General features: G+C 70.1%; 14 protein-coding genes and 1 pseudogene. 7 read left to right on the forward strand and 8 right to left on the reverse strand.

Translation table 11 applies throughout. The annotated features are described in order from the left end of the window. Positions 1–65: 65 nt before the first annotated feature. On the reverse strand, positions 66–500 hold the full coding sequence (locus I4J89_RS01685; protein ID WP_196411984.1) for a nitroreductase family deazaflavin-dependent oxidoreductase: 435 nt from the start codon (positions 498–500) through the stop codon (positions 66–68). A gap of 109 nt (positions 501–609) precedes the next feature. Here I4J89_RS01685 and I4J89_RS01690 point away from each other — a divergent pair, with 109 nt between their 5' ends. Genes I4J89_RS01690 through I4J89_RS01705 form a run of 4 tightly spaced genes read left to right on the forward strand, consistent with a single transcriptional unit; the run spans position 610 to position 3,830 of the window. Then, positions 610–2,214: a S8 family serine peptidase gene (locus I4J89_RS01690; RefSeq protein ID WP_309238145.1), complete on the forward strand. Its 1,605-nt coding sequence runs from the start codon at positions 610–612 to the stop codon at positions 2,212–2,214. A gap of 31 nt (positions 2,215–2,245) precedes the next feature. Further along, positions 2,246–2,845, forward strand: a complete 600-nt coding sequence (locus tag I4J89_RS01695; protein WP_196411985.1) for a sulfite oxidase-like oxidoreductase — start codon at positions 2,246–2,248, stop codon at positions 2,843–2,845. Beyond that, on the forward strand, positions 2,815–3,570 hold the full coding sequence (locus I4J89_RS01700) for a ferredoxin reductase (RefSeq protein ID WP_196411986.1): 756 nt from the start codon (positions 2,815–2,817) through the stop codon (positions 3,568–3,570). Before I4J89_RS01695 ends, I4J89_RS01700 begins: the two co-directional genes overlap by 31 nt. After that, positions 3,570–3,830 (forward strand): DUF6510 family protein, encoded by a 261-nt coding sequence (locus tag I4J89_RS01705; RefSeq protein WP_196411987.1) that lies wholly within the window; start codon positions 3,570–3,572, stop codon positions 3,828–3,830. The genes I4J89_RS01700 and I4J89_RS01705 overlap by 1 nt, the downstream gene beginning before the upstream one ends. On the opposite strand, the gene I4J89_RS01710 is transcribed toward I4J89_RS01705, so the two are convergent. The 5 genes and pseudogenes from I4J89_RS01710 to I4J89_RS01730 all read right to left on the reverse strand — a co-directional run bounded on the left by I4J89_RS01710 (position 3,813) and on the right by I4J89_RS01730 (position 10,860). Continuing rightward, complete coding sequence (locus I4J89_RS01710) at positions 3,813–5,810, reverse strand: alpha-galactosidase (protein WP_196411988.1); 1,998 nt, start codon at positions 5,808–5,810, stop codon at positions 3,813–3,815. The genes I4J89_RS01705 and I4J89_RS01710 overlap by 18 nt on opposite strands. A gap of 356 nt (positions 5,811–6,166) precedes the next feature. Beyond that, a pseudogene (locus I4J89_RS01715) lies at positions 6,167–7,186 on the reverse strand (ABC transporter substrate-binding protein); the annotation flags it as partial. 10 nt (positions 7,187–7,196) lie between these two features. Next, positions 7,197–8,024, reverse strand: coding sequence for a carbohydrate ABC transporter permease (locus tag I4J89_RS01720; RefSeq protein ID WP_309238146.1), 828 nt, complete (start codon positions 8,022–8,024; stop codon positions 7,197–7,199). After that, on the reverse strand, positions 8,021–8,887 hold the full coding sequence (locus I4J89_RS01725) for a carbohydrate ABC transporter permease (RefSeq protein WP_196411989.1): 867 nt from the start codon (positions 8,885–8,887) through the stop codon (positions 8,021–8,023). Before I4J89_RS01725 ends, I4J89_RS01720 begins: the two co-directional genes overlap by 4 nt. Then, positions 8,884–10,860, reverse strand: a complete 1,977-nt coding sequence (locus I4J89_RS01730; protein ID WP_196411990.1) for a beta-galactosidase — start codon at positions 10,858–10,860, stop codon at positions 8,884–8,886. The genes I4J89_RS01725 and I4J89_RS01730 overlap by 4 nt, the downstream gene beginning before the upstream one ends. A 133-nt stretch (positions 10,861–10,993) precedes the next feature. On the opposite strand from I4J89_RS01730, the gene I4J89_RS01735 reads away from it, so the two are divergent. After that, complete coding sequence (locus tag I4J89_RS01735) at positions 10,994–12,007, forward strand: LacI family DNA-binding transcriptional regulator (protein WP_196411991.1); 1,014 nt, start codon at positions 10,994–10,996, stop codon at positions 12,005–12,007. Positions 12,008–12,142: 135 nt separating this feature from the next. Here the strand turns inward: I4J89_RS01735 and I4J89_RS01740 are convergent, their stop codons facing one another. Further along, entirely contained in the window at positions 12,143–12,517 is a 375-nt protein-coding gene (locus I4J89_RS01740) for a hypothetical protein (RefSeq protein ID WP_196411992.1), read from the reverse strand. 239 nt (positions 12,518–12,756) lie between these two features. Here I4J89_RS01740 and I4J89_RS01745 point away from each other — a divergent pair, with 239 nt between their 5' ends. Together I4J89_RS01745 and I4J89_RS01750 are read left to right on the forward strand one after the other, a co-directional pair. Then, a complete protein-coding gene (locus tag I4J89_RS01745; protein WP_196411993.1) occupies positions 12,757–13,539 on the forward strand; it encodes an SGNH/GDSL hydrolase family protein in 783 nt (260 codons plus the stop codon). Between the two features lie 203 nt (positions 13,540–13,742). Further along, a complete protein-coding gene (locus tag I4J89_RS01750) occupies positions 13,743–14,030 on the forward strand; it encodes a PLD nuclease N-terminal domain-containing protein (RefSeq protein ID WP_196411994.1) in 288 nt (95 codons plus the stop codon). A gap of 180 nt (positions 14,031–14,210) precedes the next feature. Here I4J89_RS01750 and I4J89_RS01755 read toward each other — a convergent pair whose 3' ends face one another. Continuing rightward, on the reverse strand, positions 14,211–15,911 hold the full coding sequence (locus I4J89_RS01755) for a serine/threonine-protein kinase (protein WP_230858163.1): 1,701 nt from the start codon (positions 15,909–15,911) through the stop codon (positions 14,211–14,213). Positions 15,912–15,948: the final 37 nt, after the last annotated feature.

Genomic DNA, 15,948 nt, shown 5'->3' on the forward strand with positions numbered 1-15,948 from the left:
CGTTCCATGATCCGGGCCGAAGGACGGCTCGGCATCCCGTTTTCCCACCGTCGGGTGCGGTGAAATCAGCGTCGGGTCAGGACGAACACCGGGATCAGACGGTCGGTCTTGGTCTGGTAGTCCGCGTACGGCGGGTAGGCCTCGACGGCCCGATCCCACCAGATCTGCCGTTCCTCCCCGGAGACCTCGCGGACGGTGTAGTCGTGCTTCTCCGCCCCGTCCTGGAGCTCGACGTGCGGGTTCTTGCGGATGTTGTAGACCCAGACCGGGTTCTTCGGGGCGCCGCCGAGCGAGCCGACGACCGCGTACTCCCCGTCGTGCTCGACCCGCATCAGCGCGGTCTTGCGCAGTTGCCCGGTCTTCGCGCCGACGCTCGTCAGTACGATGATCGGCCTTTCCATGATGGTGTTCGCCTGGGCGCCATCCGTCGCCTCGTACTTCTCGGCCTGCTTGCGAGCCCAGTCCGACGTGCTGGGCGCGTACTCACCAGTCAAAGGCATGATGCCGAGTCTAGATCGCACCCGAACCGCTACCGCCTCCCTGCCCGGAACGCACTCCGCACAGATCACCTTCGAATGGTCGGACCACCATCGAAGAAGGGACAGGCGAGTGCGGCGACGACTTGTCATCGGTACGTTGACGGTGGCCTTGGCGGTGGCGGGGCTTCCCGCCGGCGCCCGGGCGGACGAGACCACGGCGGGCCGTGTGGTGGTCACCTCACTCGACGCCGCGGGCCGCCCGGTGTTCACGATCGGCGAGGCCGGCCGGGTGATGCGGGCCGCGAGCGTGCTCAGCGTGGAGACCGACGTCCCGGTACGCGCGCTGGCCGGCTCCGACCCGTACCGGAGCTCCCAGTGGGATCTGGTGAAGATCGGCGCGACGCGGGCCTGGGGCGTCTCCACCGGCGCCGGGGTCACGGTCGCGGTGATCGACACCGGGGTGGACGGCGCTCATCCCGACCTGAGGGGCAAGGTCCTCGCCGGTTACGACACGATCGGCGACGTCGCGGGCGGGGACAGCGACGAGAACGGACACGGCACCCACGTGGCCGGGACCATCGCCGCCCTGACCGGCAACGGCGTCGGCGTCTCCGGTGTCGCCCCGGGCGCGCGGATCCTGCCGGTGAAGGCGCTCGGCGCGGACGGCAGCGGCTGGATGTCGGACACCGCGGAGGGCATCGTCTGGGCCGCCGACCACGGCGCCCAGGTGATCAACATGTCGCTGGGCACGGCCGATCAGATGGGTGCGGTGACCGCCGCGGTCGCGTACGCCCGGAGCAAGGGTGTCACCGTGGTGGCCGCCGCCGGCAACGAACGGACCAAGGGCAGCCCGGTCAGCTACCCGGCGGCCGACCCCGGCGTCATCGCGGTGGCCGCCACCGACGCCGCCGACCGGTACGCCTACTACTCCACCGCCGGTGCCTACGTCGACCTCGCGGCGCCCGGCAGCGTCATCCTCAACACCTTTCCGACGAGCCTCGAGCGCCGCGGATACGGCACCATGAGCGGCACCTCGATGGCCGCGCCGCACGTGGCGGCGGCCGCCGCATTGGTCAAGGCGTATCGGCCGGCCGCCACCCCGGATCAGATCGAGCAGACGCTGGAGCGCTCCGCCGTGGACCTGGGCGCCCGGGGGTTCGACCGGGACTACGGCTACGGGCGCCTCGACGCCGCCGCGGCCCTGGCCTCGCTCAGCCAGGTCGTCGTCTCGAACGTCGCCACACGGCTGGTGTCCTACGGCACCCGGACCAGCACGACGTTCACCGCGTCCGCCGAGGGCCGCCGCCTGGCCGGCCGCGCCGCCTCGATCTGCGTCTCGGTGAGCGGCGGGGCGTGGCGCTGCTCGGCGGTGCGGACCGACGCGGCCGGCCGGTACACCCTCGTACGCACCGCGACCGGCGCCTTCCGTGCCCGGTTGCAGGTGCCGGCCACCGCGATGTCGGCGGCGGCCTCCGCCACCGCCGGCTACGGCGTGCAGGCGAGGGCCACGGTGGTTCGCTCCGGCAAGGGCGCGATCACGGTACGGGTCACCGGCGCGACCGGCCAGAAGATGTACGTCCAGCGCTACCTCAAGAAGCGCTGGACCACCGTGCGGACCTACTCGGCGGCGTCCGCCCGGAAGGTGACGAAGCTGGTCCGGGGCGGGAAGTACCGCGTGGTGGTGGCGAACACGAAGTCGGTGCGTGGCGTGACCAGCGGCACGGTCAAGGCCTGAGGACGCCGATGGTGAGGTTTACTCATACCTCATGGGCATCATCTCCCGCGGCTTCGGCGGGCGGCGGCGTGAGTCGTCGCCCGACCTGCCGCCCGGCCAGTACCTGACGCACGACTTCCCGGTGCTCTCCGCCGGACCGACCCCGCGGATCCCGCTTGATCGCTGGCAGTTCTCGATCATCACCGAGACCGGTGAGAAGCACACCTGGAACTGGGACGAGTTCACCGCCCTGCCGGCCGATGAGTTCACCGTCGACATCCACTGTGTGACCAAGTGGTCCAAGCTGGGCACCACCTGGAAGGGCGTCTCGCTGGACACCCTCATGGCGGATGTGGAGTCGGCGGCCGACTACGCGATGGCGCACAGCTTCGGCGGTTACACCACGAACGTGCCGGTCGAGGACCTGCTCGACGGCAAGGCCTGGGTGGCGTACGAGTTCGACGGCGAGCCGCTGCACCCGGAGCACGGCGGCCCGGCCCGGCTGCTCATCCCGCACCTGTACTTCTGGAAGTCGGCGAAGTGGGTCAACGGGCTGCGCATGATGCCCGAGGACGAGCCGGGCTTCTGGGAGGCCGCCGGCTATCACATGTATGGGGACCCATGGTCCGAGCAGCGGTACCACGGAGACTGACCTGGCGGGTGGCGACCGTGGTCGACACCCGCTGGGAGACGAAGACGGCGCGCACGCTGGTGCTCGACGTGCCGGAGTGGCCGGGTCACCTGCCCGGTCAGCACGTCGACATCCGGCTGACCGCCGAGGACGGCTACTCCGCACAGCGCAGCTACTCGATCGCCTCGGCGTGGCCCTCGGACGGCGGCGGCACGGTCGAGCTGACCGTGCAGCGGCTGGAGGACGGCGAGGTGTCGCCGTACCTCACCGATGTCGTCGAGAAGGGTGACCAGCTCGAACTGCGCGGCCCGGTGGGCGGCTGGTTCGTCTGGCGGGAGAAGCAGCCGGCGCCGGTGCTACTGGTCGCCGGCGGCTCCGGCGTGGTGCCGCTGATGGCGATGATCCGGGCCCGCGGCCTGGCGCGCGGCCGGCAGCCGTTCCGGCTGATCTATTCGGTACGCACGCCGGAGGACGCCTGCTACGCCGACGAGCTGCGCCGGCGGGTACGCGACGACCCGGGCCTCGACGTGCACTTCGTCTACACCCGCAAGGCGCCGGACGGCTGGCCGGCACCGCCGAAGCGGATCGACGTGGCGGTCCTCAACACGCACGGCTGGCCGCCCGACTTCCAGCCGGACTGCTTCGTCTGCGGTCCCACCTCGTTCGTCGAGACCGCCGCGGACATCCTGGTCGCCCTCGGCCACGACGCCAAGAAGATCCGGACCGAGCGTTTCGGTGGTGCCTGATGGAGCTGGACGGGAACGCCCTCGCCGGTGATCTGCGCGAGGTCTTCGCCGGTGACCTGACCGCGGCGGTCTTCACCTGCGCCGGCTGCGGGCACGCCGGCGCGGTGGCCACCCTGCGGGTCTTCCAGCCGGCACCCGGCCTGGTCGGACGCTGCCCGAGCTGCGAGGACGTGGTGCTGCGCCTGGTCCGTACCCCGGATCGGGTCTTCCTCTGCCTCAGCGGCGCCACCCGCCTGGAACTCTCACTCGACGGCGAGTAGCAGGGCCCGCTCCGGCGCGAGCAGCGGCACCGGGAGGCCCACCTCGGCCAGCACACGGCCCGGGAGCGTCACCGATCCGGCGGCCAGCCACGCGGGCGGGGCGTCCTGCACCACCCGGGGCTGGGTGCCGATCGGCCGGACCGTGTAAAGCCGGTCCGGGTCCAGGCCGGGGAACCGCACCGGCGGTGGCAGGGCGGCCGCCGGCGAGCCGGTCGCCACCAGGGCGTACACCGCCCGGGAACGGTCCTGGGCGACCACACCGTGCAGGCGGTCGTCGGCGCGGACCACCACGCCGGTGTGCAGCAGCGGGCGCAGCCGCTTGTACTCGGCGATCCACGCGGCGATCTCGGCACGCTCGGCGGGGGTGGCGGCGGTCAGGTCCCACTCGATGCCGGCGCTGCCGAACAGTGCGGTGGCCAGGCGGAACTCCAGCGCCGAGGTACGTCCGGTGACGTGGGCGGTGGCCGCGCCCAGGTGACCCCCCAGGTACTCGGGCGGGATCAGCACGCCGGTCCACCGCTGGATCCGCTGCCGGTCGAGCGGGTCGTTGGTGTCCGAGGTCCAGAACCGGTCGACCAGCTCCAGGATGCCGAGGTCGATCCGGGCGCCGCCGGACGCGCAGCTCTCGATCTCCACGTCCGGGAAGGCCGTCCGCACCTCGGCGAGCAGCCGGTACAGCGCGGTGGTCTGCCGGTGCGAGACGCCGGGTACCAGCAGGTCGCGGTTGTGGTCCCACTTGAGGAACGCGATCGGGTACTCGGTGAGCAGAGCGGTCAACCGGCTGAGCACGTGGTCGTAGGCCCCGGGCGTGCTCAAGTCGAGGACTCGCTGCCAGCGCCATGTCGGACCGTTGTCGAGGATCCAGTCCGGGTGGGCGGCGGCCAGGGACGAGTCCGGGCTGATCATCTCGGGTTCGACCCAGAGGCCGAAGTCCATCCCGCGATCGTGGACCCACTTGATCAGCGGATGCAGGCCGTCCGGCCAGATTGCCGGGTCCACGGACCAGTCGCCGAGGGCGCGCTTGTCGTCGCGGCGGCCGGTGAACCAGCCGTCGTCCAGCACGAACCGTTCCACGCCCACCTCGGCGGCGGCGTCGGCCAGGCGTTCCAGCGTCGGCAGGTCCTGGTCGAAGTAGACGGCCTCCCAGGTGTTCAGCACGACCGGGCGGGGCAGGCGCGGTGCGGAGCTCGCGCGGATCCACGGATGCAGGCGGTCGGAGAGTCCGTCGATGCCGGCATCCGAGAAGACCGCCACCAGCCATGGCGTCTCATAGGTCTCCCCCGGCGCGAGGCGGACCTCGCCCGGGGCGAGCAGCTCACCGGCGCCGAGTACGCCGTAGCCGAGCGCGGACCGCTCCGCCCAGATCCGCTTGTCGCCGCTCCACGCCAGGTGCACGGCCCAGACCCGGCCGTGCCGGAAGTCGAAGCCGGGCCGGCCGGCCATCATCAGGAACGCGTCGTCGTGCCCGGGACGGCCGTGCCGGCTCTCCCGGCTCCAGACGCCGTGCCGCAGCGGGGCGCGTTGCGGCTGCCGCTCGTGCGACCACAGGCCGGTGAAGTCGAGCAGCTCGGAGGCCTCGGCGGGGATCGGGAGCAGGACGTCGAGGCCGGACAGGTCGACATCCGCGGTGCCATGGTTCGTCAGGCGGTGCCGGACACGCAGGACACCCTCCGGGGACATCTCCAGCTCCGTGATCACCTCTTGCGACGAGTCCGAGCTCGTAGCCCGTACTGATGCGGTGTTGTCCGAAGAGTGAGCACTGACCAGCCGGAAGCCGGCTGCGGGCGTGCCGGACAGCGATGGCCGCCCGGTCCATCCCTCTTCGAGGGATGGCAGGAGAGAAAGGCGCAGGGGTACGTCGATCGAGCTCGGCGGGATCGCCGGAACCGCGCTGTCCGCGAGCGTCTCGAGATCGCATTCGCCCAGGTCGGCGCCCCAGTGGAGGATCGTGGGTACGGCAGCGGGGCGGGGGGGCACCACGCCGCAGGTGGGCGCGGCGCCGCGGGGGGGGCCGGGGGCGCCGCGACCGGGATGGACTGGGACTTCATGTTCTCGATGGTCGAGGTCTGGGCGGCCTTGAGCGCGTCGACCAGGGTGCCGCTGCCGGAGACGGCCTTCTTGAAGCCGTCGGAGGCGCTGGCGTAGGTGGAGGTCATCGTCGGGCCCCAGGTGAAGTCGGGCGCGACCTGGGTGGAGGCCTGCGCGAAGACATCGTAGATCTTCTGGCCGCCGTAGAACTCGACTCCGTCGGAGAGCGCGGGCAGCGAGGCGCCGGCCTTGGTCGCCGGGTAGAGGTTGGCCTCCTTGTTGAGCAGGGTCAGCGCCTCCTCGGAGGTGTTCAGCCAGAGCGCGAACTTCGCGGCCTCGTACGGGTGCTTCGAGCCCTTGAAGACCGCGGTGGACGAGCCGCCCCAGTTACCGGCGACGGTGCCGCCCGAGGTCCACTGCGGCATCGGGGCGACCGCCCACTTGCCGGACGTGTCCGGCGCGCCGGACATGATCGAGTTGGCGCCCCAGACCGCGGACACCCAGGTCCACGCCTTGCTGGTGTTGTACGCGTTGTCCCACTCGGTGGTCCACGGCGGCACCGTGGAGACCAGCTTCTTGTCGAGCAGGCCCTGCCAGTAGTTCGCCACCTTGGTGGTGTTCTCGTCGGCCAGGTTCACCGACCACTTGCTGCCGTCGTTGCCGAACCAGCGGCCGCCGGCCTGCCAGGCCAGACCCGCGAACTGGTTGATGTCGCTCTGCGAGAAGTTGGTGATGTAGCCGCCGGCCGTCTTCACCTTCTCGGCGGCCGCCGCGTACTCGTCCCAGGTGGTGGGGACGGCGATGCCGTTCTTCTCGAACAGGTCCTTGCGGTAGAACAGCGCCATCGGGCCGGCGTCCTGCGGCACGCCGTAGATCGAGTTCTCCTCACCGAAGGTGACCTGGTTCCAGGTCCACTCGACGAACTGGTCCTTCGCCGCGGTCACCTCTTGGCAGCCCGCGAGGTTCAGCAGGCCGTCCTGCACCCGGAAGCTGGGCAGCGCGTCGTACTCGATGTGGCCCAGGTCCGGCGCGTTGCCAGCCTTCAGCTGGTTGAAGAAGTTCTGGTACGTGCCGCCGTTGCCGTTCGGGCCGGTCTGCACCTTGACCTGGATGTTCGGGTTCTTGTCGTTCCAGGCCTTGACCACGGTCTCGATGCCGGGGATCCAGGTGGTGTAGTTCAGCGTGACCGGTCCGGAGGACGGCGCGCAGCCGGCCGCCGCGCCGGTCGTCGCTTCCTCACCGCCGTCGCCGCCGGACGAGCAGGCGGCCAGGGCCAGGGCCGAGGTCAGCACGAGGCTGAGCGAGCGTATCGGGAAACGCATTTCCATCCTCTTTCTCTTATTTGACGGCGCCGGCGCCGAGGCCGTTGCGCCAGAAGCGTTGAAGCAGCAGGAACGCGATCACCAGCGGCACGATCGAGACGAGCGCGCCGACGAGCACCAACATGCGCAGCTCGGGAGCCTGGTTGACCTGGGTGTTCCAGGAGTAGAGGCCGAGCGTCACGGGGAAGAGCCGCTCCTCGCCGAGCATGATCAGCGGGAGCAGGAAGTTGTTCCAGACCGCGACGAAGTGGAACAGGAAGATGGTCACCAGGGCCGGGAACATCAGCTTGCTGGAGACCTGGAAGAACGTCCGGATCTCGCCTGAGCCGTCCAGGCGGGCCGCTTCGAGCAGCTCGTCCGGCACGCTCGCGGTGGCGTAGATCCGGGCCAGGTAGACGCCGAACGGGTTGACCAGGCTGGGCAGGAAGACCGACCAGAAGGTGTTCGTCGCCTCGAACGAGCTGAAGATCAGGAACAGCGGGAGCGCGAGCGCGGTGGCCGGGACCAGCACGCCGCTGAGCACCACGTTGAAGATCGCTTCCCGGCCCGGGAAGCGGTACTTCGCCAGTGCGTAGCCGCACATGGCGGCGAGCAGGGTGCCGAGCAGGGCCGCACCGCCGGTGTAGGCCAGGCTGTTGGCCAGCCACCGGAGGAAAACCCCTTCGCGGTACGCGAAAAGCTCTCCCAAGTTGTCGAAGAGGGCGAAGTCGGCGAACCAGAGCGGCTCGGTGCTGGAGAACTGGCCGCGGGTCTTGGAGGCTCCGACCAGCAGCCACCAGATCGGCACCAGGAAGTAGAGGGTGCCGGCCCCCATGATCAGCATGGGCAGGATGCGGTTCCTCACTGCTCGCCTCCCCGCCGCTGGGTCATCTTGAGGAACGCGAAGGAGAGGGCGCACGTGGCGAGCGCCAGGACCACCGAGAACGCGGCGGCCAGGTTGAAGTTCGGGATGGACGAGGTGGAGTAGACGGTCAGGTTCGGCGTGTACGTGCTGGACACCGCCGAGCTGAAGGTCCGGAACACCTGCGGCTCGGCCAGCAGCTGGAGCGTGCCGATGATCGAGAAGACCGTGGTCAGCACGATCGCCGGCATCACCAGCGGGATCTTGATGGACCACGCGGTACGGAACTGCCCGGCACCGTCGATCCGCGCCGCCTCGTAGACCTCGGTCGGTACGGCCAGCAGCGCCGAGTAGATGATCAGCATGTTGTAGCCGACGTAGACCCAGGTCACGACGTTCGCCATGGCCCAGAGCACCAGGTCGGCGGAGAGCAGGTCGACATTGCTGGTCACCGTGGTGAACGGGGACAGGTTCGGCGAGTAGAGGAAGCCCCACATGATCGCGGCGACCACACCGGGGACCGCGTACGGGACGAAGAACGCGAGCCGGAAGAAGCGCCGGCCCTTGACCAGTCCCGAGTCGAGCAGCAACGCCAGGACCAGCGCCAGGCCCAGCATGATCGGAACCTGGACCACGCCGAACAGCAGCACCCGGCCGATCGACTCCCAGAACGGGCCGTTCTCCAGCACCCGCTGGTACTGCTCCAGACCGCCGAAGACCTCGCGGGCCGGGCCGAACGTGCCGGTGCGCTCGACCTTGTACAGGGACTGCTTGATCGCGTACCCGATCGGGACCAGGTAGAAGGCCGTGAACAGCAGGCCGAACGGCAGGATGAAGAAGAGCAGGGCCTTCACCGGTTTCCTCATGCCGGCCCCTCTTTCACGACGCCCACGCCGCCGGCCTCGACGCGGAGCACGCCTCGGACCGGCTCGCCGGTGACCAGGTCGTGGCCGGTGGCGGCGATCTCGGCGGGCTCCGTCCCGTGGTTGATGACGAAGAGGTAGCCGCGGCCGTCGCCGGTGCGGCGTACCACTTCGACGGTCCGGTCGCCGGCGCCCCGGACCCCGGCGTCGCGGGTGGCGGTGTCCAGCACCTCGCGCAGGTCGAGCGCGGTTGCGACGTACCAGGCCTGCCCTTCGCCGTACTCGTTGCGGGTGATCGCCGGGATGCCGGGCAGCGGCCCGTCGGTGTAGCTGGCGATCGTCTCCGCCGTCGTCGTGCGCAGGCGCTCGGTCCAGAGCGAACCCTTGGCGCCGTTGCTGAGCGTGACCTCGTGCCCGGGCAGCAGCGGGGCGAACTCCTCGGCCAGGACGCCGAGGACGTCCCGGAAGGCGCCCGGGTAACCGCCGAGCCGGATCCGGTCCCGCTCGTCGACGATCCCGGAGAAGAACGTGACGAGCAGGTGGCCGCCGGCGCTCACGTACTCGGTGATCCGCTCGGCGGCCGGGTCACTGACCATGTACAGGCACGGCACGACGACGAGCCGGTACCCGCTGAGATCGGCGTCCGGGGAGACCACGTCGGCCGTCACGCCGAGTTCCCGCAGCGCCCGGTGCGCGGCGTGCACCTGGTCGAGGTAGCTCACCGACTGCGACGGCCGGGCCTCTCCCTCGGCCGACCACCACGACTCCCAGCTGAAGAGCAGCGCGACGTCGGCCGTCACCCGTGTCCCGGCCACCTCCCCGATCCGGTCCAGGGTCTCGGAGAGCCGCAGCACCTCCCGCCAGGCGACGGTGTCCGTGCCGGCGTGCGGCAGCAGCGCCGAGTGGAACTTCTCGGCACCCTGCGCCGAGGCGCGCCACTGGAAGAAGCAGATCGAGTCGGCGCCGCGGGCCACGTGGGTGAGCGAGTTGCGGAGCATCTCGCCGGGCGCCTTGGTGAGGTTGTGCGGCTGCCAGTTGACCGCGCCGGCCGACTGCTCCATGAGCATCCACGGCGCTCCCCCGGCCAGTCCGCGGGTCAGGTCGGCGGCGAAGGAGAGCTCGCCGACCGGGTCGCCCAGCCGGTGGTCCAGGTAGTGGTCGTTCGCCACCACGTCCATCTCCGGCGCCCAGGACCAGTAGTCCAGGTTGCGGATGTGCGCGGTGACCATGAAGTTCGTGGTGACCGGTGTTGTCGAATGGCGGCGCAGGATGGCGGCTTCGCCCCGGTAGTAGCTGAGCAACTCGTCCGAGCTGAACCGGTGGAAGTCGACGATCTGGGCCGGGTTGCGCAGCGAGAGCGCGAGCCGGGGCGGCTGGATCTCGGCCCAGTCGCCGTATCGCTGGCTCCAGAACGAGGTGCCCCACGCCTCGTTCAGCGTCTCGATCTTGCGGTAGCGGCTCTGCAGCCAGTCCCGGAACGCGTCGGCGCTGGCCTCGCAGTAGCAGAGCGCGTTGTGGCAGCCCAGCTCGTTGGAGACGTGCCAGAGCGCCACCGCCGGATGGTTGCCGTAACGCTGGGCGACCCGGTCCACCAGTTCGTACGCCCGGTCCCGGAACACCGGGGAGCTGGGGCACCAGGCCTGCCGCCCACCCGGGAACCGGGTCGTGCCGTCGGCCGCGGCCGGGAGGATCTCGGGGTAGAGCGTGCTGAGCCAGGGCGGCGGTGACGAGGTTCCGGTTCCGAGGTTCACCCGGATGCCGTTCGCGTGCAGCAGCCCGACGACCTCGTCCAGGTCGTCGAAGTGGTACCGGCCAGGGCTCGGTTCCAGGTTCGACCAGCCGAAGATGTTGACGGCCACCAGGTCGACGCCGGCCCGGCGCATCAGCGCGACGTCCTCGCGCCACACGTCGGGCGACCACTGTTCCGGGTTGTAATCACAGCCGAGGCTGATTCCCGGAAGGGGGAAGGTGCTCATAAAACTCCTGGTCACAGGTCTGTGCACGTGCACACATTTCCGAACTTTGTGACGCCGGTTACGAATGTGTGAACGTGCACACAGTAGGACTGGCCTGGCACTCGGTCAATAGCGGCGGCGTTACTGTGATCTCATGTCCCGGCCTCACAGACGCGCCACCGTGCACGACATCGCGGCCGCCGCGGGCGTCTCCCGTGGCACCGTGAGCCGCGTGCTGAACGGCGGATACGTCTCCGCCGAGGCCCGCGCGGCGATCGAGGCCGCGATCACTGAAGTCGGGTACGTACCGAACAACGCGGCTCGCGCCCTGAAGATGCGCAGGTCACAGGCGGTCGCCTTCGTCGCGCTGGAGCCGCACTCGCTCTTCCTCGACGACCCCAACATCGGCTCGATCATGCTCGGCGCCAACGCGGCGCTCTCCCTGGCCGACCACCAGATGGTCAGCCTCGTCGTCGAATCGGCCCGCGACACCGAACGGGTCGCCCGCTACCTCAGCGGCGGCTTCGTGGACGGCGCGATCGTGGTGTCGGCCCGTACCCGGGACCCGATCATCAAGGTCATCTCCGAACTGGCGCTGCCCGCCGCGTTCGTCGGGCACCCACCCGATCTGGACCAGAGCATTCCGTTCGTCGGGATAGACAACGCGGGCTCCGCCCAGGCGATCACCGCCCGCCTGCTCGCCGGCGGCCGCCGGCGAATCGGCATGATCGCGGCGGCGCTCGACCGCGACTCCGGCATCGACCGCCTGGCCGGCTTCAAGGCCGCATTGGGTACGGCGTACGACGCGGAACTGGTCGCCGACGTGCCGCACTACGACTACGGGTCAGGCGTCAAAGGCATGCGGGCGCTGCTCGCCGCGGAGCCGGCCATCGACGGGGTCTTCGCCGCGTCGGACGCGATCGCGGCCGGTGCCCTGGAGGCACTCCGGGAAGCCGGGCGCAGCGTGCCCGGCGACGTGGGTGTGGTCGGCTTCGACGACAGCACCTGGGCGGTGCGGTGCCAGCCGCAGCTCTCCACCGTGCACCAACCGGCGAAGCAGCTGGGGTCGTGCGCGGCGCAACTGGTGCTGCGGCAGTTGCGCGGCGAGGTGCTGGAGCCGGGCGGCCAGCTGCTGCCCACCCCGATCGTCTGGCGCGAGTCCGCCTGAGGTGCCTGCTTGCGGTGTGTGGCGCCGGTCGCGGTCGGCCGCTGGTTGCCGAGCCAGCCCACGCTCAATGCCGTCTCAACGGCCGCCAGACAGCACCCACGTTGGGCCGGACAAGATCCTGACTACGAAGGTTCTCTAGCCGCGGAAGCTGCGCAGGCGCTGGGCCAGGCTGGGCGGCGGGGGCGGCGGGACCGGGCGGCGCACGGCCGGCGGGGCGGAACGGCCGATCGGCTGGTCGTAGTCGGCGGCGGCGATCGCCTCGATGATCTGCTCCTCGCCGAAGTTCTCCGAGCCGGGGATCTGCGGGACGAAGCCGACCAGGACACCGTCGCGCATGACCTGCGCCTCGAGACCGGCGGTGCCGTCGTTGTCCCAGACGGCCTCACGACCGTCGGCGAGCACCACCCGGATCCCGTACCGCGTGACGCCGGCGCGCGGGAGTTTCAGATGGGCGAACACGTTGCGCTCGCGCAGCTTCCCGACCACCCGGCGGGCTCGGTTCTCGTCCATGGCGCGACGGTAATCCGCTGGTCTGTAAACACGCTGAAGATCGGCTCAACGGCCGTTGAGAGATCGATCCGCTCGGCACACGTAACATGACCCTTTGTGATAAGCCCAGGTCACATCGATGCATGTTACTCCTTTGTAATAAGAAAGTCACCGGATTCCTTTTCTCAGGACCTTGACTTACTGTGCGGTAACCGAAGCGCTTCGGCCCCAGATCCCCACGCGGATATCGGAGGCCATCGATGAGAACGGCCCACGTCCTCGCCACTCTCGTCACCTCGTCCCTTCTGAGCCTCGCCCTCGCCGCCCCCGCCCAGGCCGCGAGCACCATCGACTACGTCGCCCTCGGCGACTCCTACTCCAGCGGCGTCGGCGCGCCCGGCCAGTCCGGTTCGTGCATGCGCAGCAACACCAGCTATGCCGCCCAGTGGGCCAGCCGGAACGACCCGGCCTCGTTCCAGTTCCTGGCCTGCGGCGGTGCCGTCACCGACGACATCGTCAACACCCAGGCGCCCGCCATGCGCAGCGGCGCCGACCTGGTCAGCATCACCATCGGCGGCAACGACGCCGGCTTCGCGCCGACCGTCATCACCTGCCTGACCTCGACCGACTCGGCATGCGCCGCGAAGGTGAACGAGGGGAAGGCGTACGTCGCGAACACGCTGCCCGGGAAGCTGGACGCCGCGTACCAGGCGATCCGGGCAAAGGCTCCGGAGGCGCGGGTGGTCGTGCTGGGCTACCCGCTGCTCTTCGGCACCTCATCGCTGATCTGCGAGATGAGCATCGCCAAGCGCAGGTCCCTGAACAGCGGTGCCGAGGTTCTCGACGCGATGATCAAGCAGCGCGCTGAGGCGGCCGGCTTCGTCTACTCGGACGTGCGTGACGAGTTCTCCGGGCATGGGGCGTGCACGTCACGGCCGTATATCAACGGGCTGACGATCATCCCGCCGCAGAACTCCTACCACCCGAACAGCAGCGGCTACACCAACGGCTATCTGCCGGCGTTCTCCGGCTCGGCCGCCTGACCTCCACCGGGTCCCGAATGGTCCGGCTGACGACCAGCGTTCCAGCCGCACGTCGCGGTTGGGCGGTGGGCGTCAGCCGGACGACCCTGACGCTTGCGGCCCGCAGGTATCGCGCGACCCGGCCCCACCCCGGCCGGCAGGCGCAACCCGGCCGCACCGTGGCCGGACCGGGACGGCCGCCGGGGGCCGTCAGCATTCTTGCCATGGCCCGAGTGAACACGCTGCTTTTCCTGATCGTCGTCGCGCTCAGCGTGGTGGCGTTGATCGACTGCCTGGCCACTGACCGGGCTCGGGTTCGCTCGTTCCCGCGAGGCGCCTGGGCGGTTCTCATCATGCTCTGCCCGATCGCTGGAGCGATCGCCTGGTTCCGCGGCGGCCGCATCACCTCGGCCACCGACATCCACGCGACGCCGGGACCGCGCGGACCCATTGGCCCGGATGACGACCCGGAGTTCGTCCGCCAGCTCGCCGAAGCGATCCGCAACCGCTGACGACGGCGCCGCACTACACGATGCGGCCCTGATTTGATCTTGAGCAACGCGGCGACGCCGCTAGAGGGCTCCCGTAGTCAGGGTCCTCAAGCGGTGATCTTGCTTGGCCCACGCTCAACGCTGTCTCAACGGCCGCCAGACAGCACCCACGTTAGGCCGGACAAGACCCGCTAGCGTGGCCTACCAGGTGAAGGGCTGGCCGCGGGAGCTGTTGGTGGCGGCGCGACCATCGCGCTCGTAGCGATACGACATGACGACCGCGTAAGTGCGCCCACGGCGAGGGTTGGCCCCGGCCGGGCCGCACTCGTGGGTGTAGGACTCTCTGGTGAAGGCGAGACCGTCGCAGGTGGTCGGGCCGGATACGGTGCGGCCGGTGTGTGCGTCCTGGAGGCGGACCTCGATCCGGCCGCGGCCACCGGCCGGGGCGGTCAGTGAAGCCCGGAACTGGACGTCGCGGCCTACCGAGTGGCACGGGCGCGGGCCGAGAGGGGTGCGTGTGGGTAGGTCGAAGACGAAGTTCTGGGCGCACTGCCAGGGCCCGTAGGGCTTTCCCTCGGGTAGGGGCGATCGGGCGGCGTTCCTTGTCGCGGCGGTAGCCGTAGCGCGTACGGCCGCATGGGGTTTGGGCGCTGGAAGCGCGACGCCCCGTGCGGCCTTGTGTGTTTTCGCAGGCCGGGTGGAGGGTGCTTGGGAGGCCGGGCGCCGCGGCGCCAAGGGCCGGTCGGCGGGCGCGGCGGTGGGGGCGACGATCACCGTGAGTGGTTCGTCGCCGGAGCGGCCCAGATGCCAGGCCGTGGTGGCGATGCCGGAGGCGAGCATGGTTCCGGCGACCAGCGCGGCGGTCACGCCGGGGCGAATCCAGCGGTTGCGTGGCGCGTCGTTGCGCGGGGCGCGGCGGCGCGGGAAGGGCAGGCGGACCGGTTCGGAGTCCAGGGCGGGACTGCTCGCGCACGGTGGGGGCGTCAGGGCCGGTACGTCGCCGAGGTGCCCGGCCAGGGCGGTCAGGTCGGTGACGAGTTCGGCGGCGCTGGGGCGCAGGCGCGGCTTACCGGCGAGGCAGGACGTGATGATCCGCCAGAGCGGGTCGGGGATGCCGGGGCGGCGTTCCGGGTTGCCTTCCGCGTGCAGGCGCATGAGGTCGGGGATGGAGTCGCTGCGGTACGGCGGATGCCCGGACACGAGCTCGTAGAGGAGCACACCGAGGGCGTAGACGTCGGTGGCGGGGCTCGGTGTGGTGCCGTGGAACGCCTCGGGCGCCATGTAGTGCGGGGTGCCGACGACCGCGTTCGGAGTGGTCATGCTCGGCAGGTTGAGGATGCGGGCGATGCCGAAGTCGGTGAGCCGGGTCTGCCGGGAGCCGTCCAGCAGGATGTTGTCCGGTTTCAGGTCGCGGTGGATGATGCCGAGCTCATGTGCCTCGGCCAGCGCCGAGGCGACCTGGGCGGCGAGCCGGACCGCCTCGGCGGGCGCGACGGTGCCGTGCCGGTGCAGGTGATCACGCAGGCTGCCGCCGTCGACCAGGTCCATCACCAGGCCGAGGGTCTCGCCCACGCTGAACAGGTCCCGGACCCGGACCACGTGGCGGTGCCTCAGCATCAACAGGATGGTCCGCTCCTGGACGAAGCGGGTGACCAGCCGCGGCTGCCGAAGCAGACTCTCGTGGAGCAGCTTGACGGCCACCGGCTCGCCGGTCGAGCGGTCTTCGCCCTGCCAGACGGTGCCGGTGGCGCCCTGTCCGATTGGTCTGACTAAATAATAAGAATTCCCGACACACCGCCCGGCCAGTGGCGCATCCGAGCCGCTATCCGTGGGATCCTGGGTCACTCCGCGGTCCTTCCGATGACGGCAATGCCACGGAATACTGCGGTTTGTCCGTATCATCTGGCAAGCTGAGCAACCCGGTTCGGTACGAGTCAGC

It is taken from the genome of Actinoplanes aureus, from assembly GCF_015704865.1.
In the GTDB taxonomy this organism is placed as follows: domain Bacteria; phylum Actinomycetota; class Actinomycetes; order Mycobacteriales; family Micromonosporaceae; genus Actinoplanes; species Actinoplanes aureus.

Bases quoted from the DNA above. Each gene is read 5' to 3' on its own strand.
- I4J89_RS01685 (WP_196411984.1), bottom strand. From the start codon at position 500: ATGCCTTTGACTGGTGAGTACGCGCCCAGCACGTCGGACTGGGCTCGC.
- I4J89_RS01695 (WP_196411985.1), top strand. From the start codon at position 2,246: ATGGGCATCATCTCCCGCGGCTTCGGCGGGCGGCGGCGTGAGTCGTCG.
- I4J89_RS01700 (WP_196411986.1), top strand. From the start codon at position 2,815: ATGGTCCGAGCAGCGGTACCACGGAGACTGACCTGGCGGGTGGCGACC.
- I4J89_RS01705 (WP_196411987.1), top strand. From the start codon at position 3,570: ATGGAGCTGGACGGGAACGCCCTCGCCGGTGATCTGCGCGAGGTCTTC.
- I4J89_RS01725 (WP_196411989.1), bottom strand. From the start codon at position 8,887: ATGAGGAAACCGGTGAAGGCCCTGCTCTTCTTCATCCTGCCGTTCGGC.
- I4J89_RS01730 (WP_196411990.1), bottom strand. From the start codon at position 10,860: ATGAGCACCTTCCCCCTTCCGGGAATCAGCCTCGGCTGTGATTACAAC.
- I4J89_RS01735 (WP_196411991.1), top strand. From the start codon at position 10,994: ATGTCCCGGCCTCACAGACGCGCCACCGTGCACGACATCGCGGCCGCC.
- I4J89_RS01740 (WP_196411992.1), bottom strand. From the start codon at position 12,517: ATGGACGAGAACCGAGCCCGCCGGGTGGTCGGGAAGCTGCGCGAGCGC.
- I4J89_RS01745 (WP_196411993.1), top strand. From the start codon at position 12,757: ATGAGAACGGCCCACGTCCTCGCCACTCTCGTCACCTCGTCCCTTCTG.
- I4J89_RS01750 (WP_196411994.1), top strand. From the start codon at position 13,743: ATGGCCCGAGTGAACACGCTGCTTTTCCTGATCGTCGTCGCGCTCAGC.
- I4J89_RS01755 (WP_230858163.1), bottom strand. From the start codon at position 15,911: ATGATACGGACAAACCGCAGTATTCCGTGGCATTGCCGTCATCGGAAG.